General features: G+C 70.0%; 11 protein-coding genes and 1 riboswitch. Of the genes, 6 read left to right on the forward strand and 5 right to left on the reverse strand.

Annotated elements, in window-relative coordinates; genetic code table 11:
* Positions 1-563: 563 nt before the first annotated feature.
* The gene (ccsB, locus tag NH342_RS00615) at positions 564-1,271 is read right to left on the reverse strand and encodes a c-type cytochrome biogenesis protein CcsB (protein WP_253010196.1); all 708 of its coding nucleotides are present in this window, start codon (positions 1,269-1,271) and stop codon (positions 564-566) included.
* Positions 1,272-1,543: 272 nt separating this feature from the next.
* Entirely contained in the window at positions 1,544-3,223 is a 1,680-nt protein-coding gene (lnt, locus tag NH342_RS00620) for an apolipoprotein N-acyltransferase (protein ID WP_253010198.1), read from the reverse strand.
* Positions 3,224-3,600: 377 nt separating this feature from the next.
* Between lnt and NH342_RS00625 the strand changes: the two genes are divergently transcribed.
* The gene (locus NH342_RS00625; protein WP_253010200.1) at positions 3,601-4,158 is read left to right on the forward strand and encodes a peptidoglycan DD-metalloendopeptidase family protein; all 558 of its coding nucleotides are present in this window, start codon (positions 3,601-3,603) and stop codon (positions 4,156-4,158) included.
* Between the two features lie 21 nt (positions 4,159-4,179).
* Here the strand turns inward: NH342_RS00625 and NH342_RS00630 are convergent, their stop codons facing one another.
* The 3 genes from NH342_RS00630 to NH342_RS00640 all read right to left on the reverse strand — a co-directional run bounded on the left by NH342_RS00630 (position 4,180) and on the right by NH342_RS00640 (position 6,002).
* Positions 4,180-4,494, reverse strand: coding sequence for a plastocyanin/azurin family copper-binding protein (locus NH342_RS00630; RefSeq protein ID WP_253010202.1), 315 nt, complete (start codon positions 4,492-4,494; stop codon positions 4,180-4,182).
* A 192-nt stretch (positions 4,495-4,686) separates the two neighbouring features.
* Positions 4,687-5,646 (reverse strand): M56 family metallopeptidase, encoded by a 960-nt coding sequence (locus NH342_RS23990; RefSeq protein WP_253010204.1) that lies wholly within the window; start codon positions 5,644-5,646, stop codon positions 4,687-4,689.
* Complete coding sequence (locus NH342_RS00640) at positions 5,643-6,002, reverse strand: BlaI/MecI/CopY family transcriptional regulator (protein WP_253010206.1); 360 nt, start codon at positions 6,000-6,002, stop codon at positions 5,643-5,645. Before NH342_RS00640 ends, NH342_RS23990 begins: the two co-directional genes overlap by 4 nt.
* Before the next feature lie 225 nt (positions 6,003-6,227).
* Between NH342_RS00640 and ctaD the strand changes: the two genes are divergently transcribed.
* The 5 genes from ctaD (at position 6,228) to NH342_RS00665 (ending at position 13,532) form a co-directional block, all read left to right on the forward strand.
* On the forward strand, positions 6,228-7,979 hold the full coding sequence (gene ctaD / locus NH342_RS00645) for a cytochrome c oxidase subunit I (RefSeq protein ID WP_253010208.1): 1,752 nt from the start codon (positions 6,228-6,230) through the stop codon (positions 7,977-7,979).
* Between the two features lie 184 nt (positions 7,980-8,163).
* On the forward strand, positions 8,164-8,706 hold the full coding sequence (locus NH342_RS00650; protein WP_253010210.1) for a copper resistance CopC family protein: 543 nt from the start codon (positions 8,164-8,166) through the stop codon (positions 8,704-8,706).
* 350 nt (positions 8,707-9,056) lie between these two features.
* A complete protein-coding gene (locus NH342_RS00655) occupies positions 9,057-10,823 on the forward strand; it encodes a cytochrome c oxidase assembly protein (RefSeq protein ID WP_253010212.1) in 1,767 nt (588 codons plus the stop codon).
* Complete coding sequence (locus tag NH342_RS00660; RefSeq protein WP_253010213.1) at positions 10,820-12,058, forward strand: cytochrome P450; 1,239 nt, start codon at positions 10,820-10,822, stop codon at positions 12,056-12,058. Before NH342_RS00655 ends, NH342_RS00660 begins: the two co-directional genes overlap by 4 nt.
* Positions 12,059-12,172: 114 nt before the next feature.
* Positions 12,173-12,318, forward strand: a riboswitch (cyclic di-AMP (ydaO/yuaA leader).
* Positions 12,319-12,329: 11 nt separating this feature from the next.
* Entirely contained in the window at positions 12,330-13,532 is a 1,203-nt protein-coding gene (locus NH342_RS00665; RefSeq protein ID WP_308200581.1) for a M23 family metallopeptidase, read from the forward strand.
* The last annotated feature ends 177 nt before the right edge of the window (positions 13,533-13,709 follow it).

Genomic DNA, 13,709 nt, shown 5'->3' on the forward strand with positions numbered 1-13,709 from the left:
GTGGTAGGCGGAGCGCAGAACGGTGACAGCCGACGAGGGTGCCGGCTGATGTCTGCGCCCTCTCGGTCACCGCCTGATCCGGAGGTCACCGGTCCGGGTAGTCCGGGCTCCTTACCACGTCGACTGGTCCGGCGGCCTGGTCGCACGGACCACCGAGGCCCGGGCTGCTGGAGGCTGCTGGACCGAGGTTTCGAGCTCGTGCACCGCGATCAACCGGAGCGGCACGGCCCCGTCCTCGGCTGTGGTCGGGCCTCCCGGATCGTCCGGGCTCAGGGCGGTCCCGGCCGGTGCACGTCGCCGCCGCAGTGCGGCCCGTAGCCCCGCAATCGCCCCGACTGCTGCAGCGACGATCACCCCGAGGGCCACAGATGCCACGACCGTGGCGATCGGCGGCCCCGAAACCACTGCCGACGCTGCCTGCTGCCCGGCCTCGCTCTGCCCTCGGTCGCCGGGGTGGGTGTGTCGCGCTACCGCGACCAGCAGCACCACTGCACCGGCCGCGAGCACGCCCCAGCCGGCCAACGAGAGCACCGACGGGCGCCGCCGGTGCTCGAGCTGGCGCGTCACACGCCGCCGTAGGAGTGCAGCCCGGTGGACACCAGGTTGACGAACAGCAGGTTGAACACCAGGGATGCGAAACCCACCAGGTTGATCCATGACGCCGGTGCCCCCCGCCAGCCGGCGGTGCTGCGCGCGTGCAGGTAGGCGGCGTAGGCGACCCAGGAGATGAACGCCCAGGTCTCTTTCGGATCCCAGCCCCAGAACCGCCCCCAGGCGCTCTCGGCCCAGATCGCACCCGCGATGACTGCGAACGTCCACACCGGGAAGGCGAACACCGCCGTGCGGTGCGCCAGCCGGTCCAGCGTCTGCGCGGAGGGCAGGTGGTCCAGCAGCGCACCCCTTCCGGAACCGGCCGGACGCCGCTCGCGGCGTCGCTGCACCAGGTACAGAGAGCTGGCCACCGCACTGACCAGGAACACCCCGAAGGAGATGATGGCCGCCGAGACGTGCACCACCAGCCAGTCCGAGCGCAGGGCGGCCACCAGGGGGCCGGCCTCGGCGTAGAGGAACAGACCGATCAGAACCAGGCCCACCATCGCCGGTCCGACCACGAACACCCCGATGTGGCGCACCGCCGGTACCCGCCAGGCGGCCACCAGGTAGGCCACCATGCCGATCAGCACCGCAGCCGAGCCGAACTCGTACATGTTGCCCCACGGCACGCGGCCGGTTCCCCAGCCACGTACGGCCAGCATCCCGATCTGCAGCACGGCCCCAGCAGCAGTCAGCCCCAGTGCCAGGCCGCTCCACGACCAGCGCTTCGCCCCTCTGTCCGGCGCCGGTGCAGGGCAATGATCGCCCGGGGCGAGATTGCCGGGTAGGGGGTCGCCACCGGCGCGCGCTCCCACGGGGACAGCGACGGATGGGCTCCCCACCCGTCGCCCGAAAGCCAGCTCCGCGGCGAAGGCCAGGGCGGCCAGCGCGTAGGCCGCCACCGCGGCGGTGAACAACTGGTCGGACAGTGCAGCCAGGTCGGATGGGGTCACAGGTCATCTCCTCGGAACGGGATGGGGAAGCGGGACAGTGCACGATCGTTCGAGGCTCGCGGGGTCGAGGCCTGGGAACTGGCGGTGGCGGGATCCACGACGCGGGTGTCAGCGGCGAGACCGGTGGTGCGGCGTCGTCCCCACGTCCACAGCAGCGCCGCGACCGCCAGCCCGCTCATCGCCGCCTCGGGCGCAGACCCCAGGCGGGCAGCCACGGTGGTTCCTTCGCCGAGGGTCACCGCGCCGGTGAACACCCACTGGGTGAACAGGTCCGAGCGGGCTCGAACCGAACCGTCGGACTCAATGACGGCTGACAGGCCGCTGGTGGCCACGACCACCACCGGGCGATCGAACTCGATCGCCCGCAGTCGGCTCATCGCCAGTTGCTGCGGGCTCTCATCGGTGTAGCCGAAGGTCGCGTTGTTGGTCTGCACGACCAGCAGCTGTGCGCCCTCGGCCACGACATCGGCGACCAGTCCGTCGTAGGCGACCTCGAAACAGATGACGTCACCCACAGCCACCCCGCCCATATCGAGCAGTCCCGGAGTCTCACCGGCGCGGAAATCGCGGCGCAGCAGATCGACCTTGTCGCTGAACAGCCGGAAGAACGAACGCGCCGGCATGTACTCCCCAAACGGGACGGGGTGCCGCTTGGCGTACTGATCACCAGGCCCGGTGACGGGGTCCCACACGATGCCGGCGTTGGTGAGGAAGCCCCCGGGTCCGTCGAGCACGGCACCGATCAGGATGGGCACCCCGATCGCGCGCGCGGCCCGGTCGATCTGCTCGGCCGCGTCGGGGTTGATCAGCGGATCAATGTCGGAGCTGTTCTCCGGCCACAACACCAGCTGCGGCGCGGGCCGCCGGCCGGCGGCCACCTCCGCGGCGAGATCCACGGTCGCCTGCACATGGTTGTCCAGTACCGCGCGCCGCTGCGCGTTGAAGTCCAATCCCGCTCGGGGGACACCGCCTTGCACGACGGCGATGTCGACCCGCGCTGGGACCTGGGTGGAGCCCCCGGGCGGGGTATCGCCGGTCGGCCCGAGCGGTATGACCGCCAGCCACGGCGCGATCGCAAGCGCCAAGGCCGGGATTCTCCTGCGGTATCGCCCGTCGGGCCGACCAGGCGCAGCATCTCGGCGTAGCACTGTCACCACCACGTTGGCCAGCCCGCAACCGCTCAGTGCGACGGCGAAGCTGACCAGGGGCACCCCGCCGACGGCGGCAAGCTGGGCCAGGGGGGAGTCGGCCTGGGCAAAGCCCAGCCGCCCCCACGGCAGCCCACCGAAGGGCCACCGGGACCGGGCGCCCTCGGCAGCCACCCACAGCAGGGCCGACCACAGCGGTGCCGCGGGCAGCCGGCTGACCGCCGCGACACCCGCGCCCAGGGCGGCATAGAACAGCGCCTGGGCCACCGACAACGCCACCCAAGGAAGCGAACCAACGAACACGCCCGACCAACTCAGCAGCGGGAGCATGAACGCAGCCCCAAGGACGCCGCCGACCACGGCACCCCGCCGGGCGCGCTGGCCGTAGGCGGCTAGCTGCAGCAGCGCCGGGCCGGCCACCGCCAGCGGCCACAGGTCCCAGGCGGGGAACGCCAACCACAGCAGCAGCCCGCCGGCGGCGGCCAGTAGGAGGGAAGCGAGGAGGGGGGTGCCGCGCGGTGTCTTCACCGCCGCCGGACGCTGGGCGGGGACCGCGGTTGACTGGCCCGCCATGCCCGGCCCCGTTCGTCGCATCCTCGCCCCCGTCGCGCGGCGTGTCGGGGCGCGCCTCCCCTGAGGGCGTCGACCACCGTCCTAGTCTCCTAACCTACATCGTAGAAAGGGTGGGGATGACGCTGACGGTCGGTGAGGCCCGAGCCGTCCCGACCCTGCGCCCCTCCCGCACCCACTCGGCTGCATCTGGACGCAGCATCGCCACCGCCAAGCCCACATCTCGGGTACTGCGTGCAGGACCCTCCCAGCGGCTTCGAGCCGGTGCGCTGCTCGTCGCCGCCATGGCCGGGGCGATCGGTACGAACCTTGTTCTGGGCGCACCGGCGCCCGCCGTGCCCGCAGTCGCCGCTGTCGACGTGGCCGCAGCCCTGGCCATGGACTACGGCGAGGACACAGCGATAGCTGCGCGCTCAGAGATCAGCGAGCAGGAGGCAGCCAACCGGATGCAGGAGGTGGCGGCGTCCCGGGCTGCACGGGAAGCCGAGGAGGCCCGGCGGGCGGTCCTGCCCGTACAGGGCCGCTTGACCAGCGGGTTCGGGGCCCGCTGGGGCGGTCGACACAACGGCTTGGACTTCGCCGCGCCCATGTACACCCAGGAAGTGGCCGCTGCCGCCGGGGTGGTGGTGCGGGCCGGCCCAGCCACTGGATTCGGGCTCGCCGTCTACATCCAGCACGAGAACGGCGATGTGACCGTCTATGGCCACATGGACTCCATCCAGGTGCAGGCCGGGGATGTGGTCGAGGCCGGCGACCCCATCGCCCTGCTGGGCAACCGTGGCCAGTCCACGGGGCCGCACCTGCACTTCGAGGTCCACGGCGGCGGCATCAACGGACCGCGGCTGGACCCGGTGGCCTGGCTGGCCGACCGGGGGGTGGAGGTACCCGGCTAGGCCCGATCCGGACGGTCGAGCTCAAGCAGTGACGGTCATGGTGCCGACCTGGCCCAGGGCAACGTGGAAGGAGCACTCGAACCGGTAGTCACCGGGTGCCTTCACGGTGAATTCGATGCTCTGCTCGTCCCTGGGGGCCAGATACGGGATGCTTTCGGTGATGGCGGCGGGGCCCATGCCTTTGCTGAACACGAAGTTGTGGGTCAGCTGCGCCGCCTCGCTGGTCACCGTGACCCGCACTGTTCCTGGAGCGACGCTGAAGGCGTTGGGGAGGAAGACGTAGTCGTCCCCGACGACCAGCTGCACGTCCTGGATGCCGTCCTCGGCAGTGCTCACGGCCGGCGGCCGGCTCGACCGTCCGGCGGCCGTCGCCCCCGGGCGGGACTCCCCGCCCCCGCACGCACCCAGCACCGGGGCCGAGAGCCCAAGAGCAGCAGCCCCGAGCAGCGCCCGACGGGTCATTCCGGTCTTCGACAACGTCGTCCCCTCCGTCCGTTATTACTACGGAGGTTAGTACAAGGTGGCGGTCTAGCTGACCCCGGTGCACAGGTGGGTGATCGCGGTGCTGATCGCCGGTGCCATCGCCACCGCTAACGGTGTGCCAAGCACCCCGACCAGCGTGGCCAGCACCCCGCCCAGGCGCCGAGGCGGCAGCGGATCGACCGGCGCCAGCAGCCTGCCCACCCGGCTCGCCGTCACCCCGGGAGTGGCGCAGTCGGCCATGGCCATTGCCGAACGGGGAGCCCGCATGGCGGCCAGTCGCACAATGGCCGAGGCCACGGTCACCCGGTCCACCTCGTGCGCGGCCCGGTCATCGGCAGCGAGCTCCACCAGTCGGGTGACCTGCTGGGAGGCCACGGCAAACAAGGAGATTCCGGGGAACGCCCGCGACAGCGACCGGGTACCGGCAACAGCCAGATGGTGCCGGGCACGCAAGTGCGCCCGCTCGTGGGCCAGCACCCCGGCGACCTCTGCAGTGCTCAACGCGGCCAGCGCGCCGGCGGTCACCACCACCTGAGAGTCACGCCCAGGCACGCAGAACGCAGCGGCGGTCGGGGAATCCAGAACCCGCGCGCCCAGATCGAAGTCAGGTGAGCTGACCGCAGCCAGGGAGCGGCGCATCCGAGTGCGCTCGCGTCGTGCCCTATGGAGGTCGAAGGCGATCCAACCGCTGACCCACACCAGCACCGCCCCCGCCAGCAGCAAGCCCAAGGTCGGCTCCAGGGCATCACCGTGGAAGCCGTACGCCTGCTGCATGCTCTGCACGCACGCGTGCATCAACGCGGCCAGGCCGCCCACCCATGCCGTGGCCGGAACCAGCACGGTCAGCCCGATCAGGACCGGCACGGCCACCGCGGACACGCACAACGCCTGCCACAGGGCGATCCCCAGACGGGGTGAGACCTCCAGCCAGGACAGATGCCGCAGCCTGGGCCCCACCACCAGCAAGGCGCCACCCACGGCAGCCAGCACCCAGGTTGCGGTCACTGACCGCCCCGCTCCTGGGCGGCCGCGACGGCCTGCTGCAGCTGGGTGATCTCATCCGGGCCGAGGTCGGCGACGAAGTGCATGAGCACCGCCTGGGAGTCCCCCGCATGCTGCAGCACCTCCTGGAGCAGAGCCGCCGAGTGTTCCGCCCGAGTACGTGCAGGCCGGTAGCTCCATGCCCGGCCCTGCATCTCGCGCTCGACCTCCCGTTTCCGATGCAGGTTGTCCAGCACCGTCATCACGGTCGTGTAGGCCAGCGGCTTGGGCGTCTGCAGCCGCCCCATGACGTCGCGGACCGTCGCAGGCTCCGAGCTGCTCCAGAGCACCTGCATGATCGCGGCCTCCAGATCGCCCAATGGTCTGACCATCTCAGTCCCCCTCATCTCACCGCCACTGCAGCTGGTGGCGACGCTCGGCCGAGCCTGAGCGCGCCAACGACCGCCGAGGGCCATTGTGCCGCCCGGTCGGTGCCCCCTCGGCCACCATCGGGAGTGTGCGCGTGCCAGTATCTACTAAGTCAGATAGCAGTTGGGGGGTGACGCCGCCCGCTGCGGGCGCCGCAGCTCAGGGAGAACCAGCAGATGACGATCGCTCCAGCACAGATCGTGGCCCGGCCCAACCCACCCGTACCCGCCGGCAAGGGCTCCCGACTGGCCACCCTGCTGCGCACCACTGACCACAAGGTCATCGGGTTGATGTACCTGGCGACGTCGTTCACCTGGTTCGTCGTGGGCGGGCTGATGGCCATGCTGATGCGTGGCGAGCTGGCGCGGCCGGGGCTGCAGTTCCTGTCCAACGAGCAGTACAACCAGTTGTTCACCATGCACGGCACGGTGATGCTGTTGTTCTTCGCGACGCCGTTGTTCTTCGCGTTCGCGAACCTAATCCTGCCGTTGCAGCTGGGCGCCCCGGATGTGGCGTTCCCGCGACTGAATGCCCTGTCGTACTGGCTGTTCCTGTTCGGCAGCCTCATCACCGTCTCCGGTTTCCTGACACCGGGCGGAGCAGCGGACTTCGGCTGGTACGCCTACTCCCCGCTCTCGGACGCCACCAACTCACCCGGCGCCGGCGCCGACCTGTGGATCGCCGGCCTCGCCGTGTCCGGGCTGGGCACCATCCTGGGTGGGGTCAACTTCATCACGACCATCGTCTGCCTGCGGGCCCCGGGGATGACGATGTTCCGGATGTCGATCTTCGCCTGGTCGTCCTTCGTGACCAGCGTGCTGATCCTGCTGGCTTTCCCCATCCTCACCGCGGCACTGATGGCGCTGCTGGCCGACCGGCACCTGGGCGCCCTCATCTTCTCCGCAGCCAATGGTGGGCCGATGCTGTGGCAGCACCTGTTCTGGTTCTTCGGCCATCCCGAGGTCTACATCATCGCGTTGCCGTTCTTCGGGATCATCTCCGAGATCATCCCGGTGTTTGCCCGCAAGCCGTTGTTCGGCTACAAGGGCATGGTCTTCGCGATCATCGGAATCGGCGCCCTGTCCCTCACTGTCTGGGCGCACCACATGTACGCCACCGGCGTCGTCCTGCTGCCCTTCTTCGCGTTCCTCACCTACCTCATCGCCGTCCCCACGGGCATCAAGTTCTTCAACTGGATCGGCACGATGTGGCGGGGCCAGATGACGTTCGAGACCCCGATGCTGTTCGCGATGGGCTTCCTCATCACGTTCCTGCTCGGTGGGCTGACCGGGGTGCTGCTGGCGTCCCCGCCGCTGGACTGGCAGCTCAACGACTCCTACTTCGTCGTGGCCCATTTCCACTACGTGGTGTTCGGGACGGTGGTGTTCGCCGCCTACGGCGGCATCTACTTCTGGTTCCCCAAGATGTGCGGCCGGATGATGGACGAGAAGCTGGGCAAGGTGCACTTCTGGCTGACCTTCATCGGGTTCCACGCCACGTTCCTGGTGCAGCACTGGCTGGGTACGTCCGGAATGCCCCGCCGCTACGCCGACTACCTGCCCACCGACACGTTCACCACCCTGAACACCATCTCCACGGTCGGGTCGTTCATCCTCGGCGCATCGGTCATCCCGTTCTTCTACAACGTGGCCAAGTCGTGGAAGTACGGGCAGCTGGCGCTGCGCGATGACCCGTGGGGCCACGGCAACTCCCTAGAATGGGCCACCTCCAGCCCCCCGCCGCGGCACAACTTCGTCGAGATCCCCCGCATCCGCTCCGAACGCCCCGCTTTCGAGCTGCATTACCCCCACCTGCGGCAGCGGCTGGAAGCCGAAGCCCACGCCGGCAAGCGGCACGCCCCTTACGCCAGCGAAGTACTCGACGGCACCGGCAAGCGTGCCGGAGCCAACGACCCCGACCCGCTGTAAGGGCTGGGAACCCCAGACCAGTCCAGGACGACTGCATCCGGTGGTGGCTGACTGCCTCCACCGTCCCACCTCGAGCACAGATCTCGGAGACCCCGTGCCCGCAGCACCACCCATCCAGTTCGGTCCGGCATGCATTGACCGGCCCGTCCACCGTCGCGCCGTAGGGCGCGCGGCCGCAGTGGGCATGCTGCTGCTGGGTCTCATCCTGGTCGGTGCGACCCCGGCCGCAGCGCACAGCGAGCTGGAGTCGACACTTCCCGCCGCCGACACCACCGTCACCGAACCGCTGACCAGCGTCACCCTCACCTTCGACGATGGTGTGCAACCAGATTTCGCGCAGGTCGCTGTGCTTGACCCCGCCGGCAACGACACCGTCGACGGCGACCCCGTCATCGACGGGAACACCGTCACCCAGCCGGTGTCGGTGACCACCGCCGGCGCCCACTCGGTGTCCTACCGGATCGTGTCCGCCGACGGCCACATCGTGCAGGGCAGCTACGCCTTCACCGCCGCCGTCGTCAGCCCGCAGCCGGCTGCACCGACCAGCTCCCCGGAACCCACGTCACCGGTTACCACGCCCCCAGCCGAAGCAGCGGCTTCTCCCGCGGCTCAGGCCGAGCAGGAAGGCGGAACCGGGCAGACCGTGGCCATCCTTGGCGTGCTGGCCGTCGGCTTGATCGCCACTGTCCTCATCACGGCGGCCAGGCGTCGGCAACGGCGGGGTTGATGCCTACCGACCCCACCCCCGCGGCGCCTCCACCGCGACCCGTCCAGGCCCCATCCAGCAGGACGGGAGGGGCTGCGAAGCAGGTGCCGCATGGTGCCTCCAGTCCATCACCGCGGTGGACCCACCCCATCCCTGTCGCCGTCGCGTTCTCCCTAGCCGGGACCGGCGCGACCCTGGCCCTGCTGGCGGCCACCGGCGCATTGACCCCGCAGAGCCTGCCCGGGCTGCCCGCCCCTTCCGGCGTGGTGGCCTGGGCGCTCCCCGCCGCGAAGATCGGCGGTGATCTGGCGGCCGTGGCGACGGTCGGGGCCCTGCTCTGCGCGGCCGTGCTGGCACCAGGTCACCGCCGGATGAGCGTGGCCGGCTACCGGTGGACCCGGCTGGCCGGCTGGACGGCCGTCGGGTGGTGGGTCAGCGCCGTGTTCGTTCTGCCGCTGCAGCTGGCTGACTTCTTGGGCACCGGTCTGCCCACGGTGACCATCCGCGGGCTGATCTCCTTCGCCACCACCATCCCGCAAGGCCAAGGACAGCTGCTGGTCATCGTGGCCACCGGCGCGATCGCCCTGGCCGGACGCAGCGTCCTCACTACCGGCGGGAGCGCCTGGCTGCTCGCCCTGGCCATCGGTGCCGCGCTCCCGCCGGTCTTCACCGGGCACGCCGCTGGTTCCGGCAGCCACCAAGCCGCTGTGTCGGGACTGCTGCTACACGTCATCGGCGTGCTGATCTGGTCCGGCGCGGTGCTCGCGCTGATGCTGGTGCGCCGGCTGCCCACCGCCGACGTCGTCACAGCTGTCAGACGGTTCAGTGCTGCCGCGCCCGCCCTGGTCGCCCTGGTCGCGATCAGCGGCGTGATCACCGCCGCCACCAGGCTGAGCAAACCGTCTGAACTGCTGACCACCCCCTACGGGGGGCAGGTGCTGGCCAAGACAGCGCTGCTGGTTGTAGCTGCCTGCATCGGCTGGGCACACCGCCGATGGACCGTTCCAGCCCTCGCTGCCGGGAGCGTCGCGGCGTTCCGCAGGCTGGCCGCTGTCGAGGTCGCGGTGTTCGGGCTCGCCGTGGGGACCGCGGTGTCGTTGTCGCGTACTCCCACTCCCCAGAGCACCGGCGAACCGGCCGCCGCCGAGGGCACCGCGCTGGACCTGCTGGGATTCAACCCGCCCGCGCCGCCGTCGTGGGGACAGGCGTGGGCGCAGCTGCTCGATCCCTATCCGGACCCCCTGTTCCCGCTCGTCTTCGCCGCAGCGGCCGCGGGATACCTGATTGCCGCCCGCATTGCCGGGAGAACCGGCGAGGTGTGGCCGCGCCAGCGGACAGCTGCTGCCATGATCGGGTTGCTCGTCCTGCTGCTGGCCACCAGCAGTGGTCTGGCCCGATACGCCTCGGTCAGCATCACCGCGCATGCCGTGCAGTACCTGCTGCTCGGCCTCATCGCTCCGCTGCTCCTCGTCATCGGCACCCGGGACCTGCTCTCAAGGGCCTTGCCGGACGAGGACGAGACCACCGAAGTCCGCGGCGCCCGTCAGTGGTGGCGTGCCATCTGCGACCACCCGTTCACTCGCCGGCTGCGCTCTCCAGCAGTGGCGCTGGCTGTATCCGGGACCGTGTTGTACGGCGGGGCGACCGGACCCGCCCTGGAGCTCGTCCTGCGCTCGCACGCCGCTCACCTGATCTCCGTCCCGATTACAGTGGCAGCCGGCGTGGTGTTGATCGCGTCGTGGCTGCATCCGACCGACCCGGCCACGCCGACGATCGCTTGGATCCTGGCCTGGGCCGCTGTGCACATCTCGGCCTGCATGCTGTGGCTGACCTGGCCGCAGGTGCTGGCCCTGTCCTGGTGGAACCAGGTCGCCCCGTCGTGGCTGGCTGGATCTGCCCCCGACGATCAACGCACTGCGGCCCTGGTCTCCCTGATCGCCGGTCTGCTGGTGGCCGCGACGGCTGTGACGATGGCCATGGCTAACCACGACCGGACACCCACAACCCGCCTGAACCCGGCGCAGCAGACCGCCGCGCGACAAGACGGTGCCCCGCGGACCGATCCTGCTGCCGACGGCCTGTCGCCCGCCGCGGTCACCGACACGACACCAGGTGACCCGCCCGCCGACCGACCATGACCAGCGCCCGCCAGGAGAAACCCGTGCAGGACCTCGACGACATCCTCGCTCCGCTCGACCGGGTCGGACTCGACCCTCATCCCTGGCTGCTAGAACGGCACAGCCAGGCACCGGTCACCCGCCTGGACCTGTTCGGCAATCCAGTATGGCTGGTCACCGGCCATGCGCAGGTGCAGGCCGTCCTCACCGACCACCGCACCTACAGCAACGACTTCGCCCATCTGGCCGGCGCGCACGACGACCCCGACCTGGACTTGGCCAACCCGGGCGGGCTCGGGCTGGTCGACCCCCCTGACCACACCCGGCTGCGGCGGCTACTCGCCCCCGCCTTCGCCCCCCGTCGGCTGGCAGGCCTGCAGCCAGCCATCGACCGCATCGTGCACCGCCGACTGGAGGCCCTCGTCCAAGCCGGACCGGGAGCAGACCTCGTCGCCGAGTTCGCTACACCGGTTCCGGCCATGGTCATCGGTGAACTGCTGGGGGTGCCCGACGCCGAACTCGAGGCCTTCGCCAAGGTGGCGACCGGCCGCTTCGACCTGCTCGACAGCATCCTGGCGCCGTTGGATTCCGCCGCACAGTCCCTGGACTACTTGGGTGACCTCGTGGCAGCACAGCGAGCCCGCCCTCAGGCCGGTCTGATCGGCGACGTCATCCGGGAATACGGCGACACGGTGTCCGACGCCGAACTGACCGGGCTCGTCGATGGCCTGCTGGTCGGCGGTCACGAGACCACAGCCAGCATGCTCGCCCTCAGTACGCTGCTGCTGACGCAGAACCCGCACGCAGCTGCCGTCATCGGTAACCCGGAGCGCGCGCCGGCCGCGGTGGAGGAACTGCTGCGCTATCTGACCGTCGTGCAGGTGGCCTTCCCCCGCTTCCCGCGCACCGACGTGCGCATCGCAGGGCAGGACATCGCCGCCGGGGACCTGGTGCTGTGCTCCCTGCTGGCCGCCGACCGGGACCAGGCCCTCGTCGGCGATGCCGCCCTGCTCGACCTCCGTCGGCCACCCACGCGGCACCTGGCCTTCGGCCACGGCATCCACCACTGCCTGGGCGCTCCGTTGGCCCGGATGGAAATGCTCACGGCGCTGCCTGCGCTGCTGCGCCGCCTGCCCGACCTCAGGCCACTCCACCCCGACCGCCTGCAGTTCCGTTCCCGCTCCATCGTGTTCGGGCTGCACGCCCTCCCGGTGATCTGGACCGCTCTGCCCGACGCAGCCGAACGCGCGCATTGAGTGACCACACGGCGCGCCAGACGCCGCACGAGCAGACCAAGGGTTGCAATTACTACTAGAGATAGTAGTAGTTTGGGTGCGTCTGCAGGGGCGTCGACCTGTTCCCCGGGTCCTCCTGTAGACCCGCCGAACCAACCGACCGTTGCGTCGGATGGGCCGGGGACCCACGTTCCCCTGGGGTGAATCCGCACTGCGGTGCGGTAGGGCTGCTTCCGGCCCGAACCCGTCAGCTAACCCGGTAGGCGGCAGGAGGAAAACGGAGCCGCCGCAGGTGACCACCGCGCACCACCCCCATGCTCAAAAACCCCGCCACCGCGTCCACAGATCGACCACGACCACCGGTCGTCGAGCACAACGGCTGCTCATCCCCACGCTGGCCGCGCTCGCCACGACGCTGACGCTGCTGCCCCCCGCCCCGGCCGCGGCCGCCCCGGCCACCAGCAGCGCCGCCGAGTCCGAAGTGCAGCGCCTACAAGCGCTGGTTGATCAGGCCTCCAACGCCCTCGCCCAAGCCACCGTCGATGCCGAAGCCACCACCGAGACCCTGCGGCTAGCCGACGAGGCCCTCGCGGTAGCAAACCAGACCGTCACGCAAGCCACCGCTGCCGCCGAAACTGCTCGCTCGGCCGCCGACCAGGCCCAGGTCGACGTCACCGCAGCGGGCCGGCAGGCCTTCATGGGTGCATCTGATCTTGGACAGATGGGCATGCTGCTCGACGCCAGCGACCCCGAGCAGTTCATCGACCGCGCCGGAACGCTCACCCTGCTCGCCGAGCAGCGCAGCGACGAGCTGGCCGCATTGCAGGAGCTCCAAGACGAACGAGATGCTGCCGAGCGGGACGCCCTGCAGGCGGCCGATGACCAAGCCGCTGCCGTGACCGCAGCCGATGATGCACAAGCACAGGCAGCGCAGCGGCTCAGCGACGCCCAGGCCGACTACGACCAGGCCCAGGGGCAGTGGTCGCAGCTGCAGAGCCAGTTGCGCTCGGCGCAGTTGACCGTCTTGGCCGAGCAGGGAGTCGCCGACCCGGCAGCAACCTTCAACGCCAATGCCAGCGCGGCAGCCAGCACCGGCGCCGGCCTCGTCGATGGACGGGTTACCTCCTGCTACGGGCCCCGCTCGGGCACCAACCACAACGGCATCGACATCGCCGCACCGATCGGTACCCCCATCTACGCACCAGAAGGGGGAGTGGTCATCGATGCCGGGCCGGCCAATGGATTCGGTCTGGCCGTCTACATCCAGCACCCCGACGGCACGATCACCCTCTACGGCCACATCAATGACTACTTCGTGACCGCTGGTCAGACCGTCACCGCCGGGCAGATGATCGCCGAGGTCGGCAACCGCGGGCAGTCCACCGGCCCACACCTGCACATCGAGACCCACACCGGCGGGCTCTACGCCAACCGCACCGATCCCGCGCCGTGGCTCGCTCAGCGTGGCATCACCCTCGGGGGACGCTGCAGTTGATGAGACGGCCTGCTGATGCCCGAGAGCCCTCACCGGCGGGCGTCAGCAGGCCTGTCGGCCCACCGGCGTGTCAGACGTCCGCCGCACCGGCCCGCCCTACTCTCCTAACTACGTTAGTAGAAGTGCTGTTCGCAGCGATGTAGTCAGCCGCTGATGGAGTAGGGGATTCATGCACAC

Source organism: Klenkia sp. PcliD-1-E (assembly GCF_024124375.1).
Lineage (GTDB): Bacteria > Actinomycetota > Actinomycetes > Mycobacteriales > Geodermatophilaceae > Klenkia.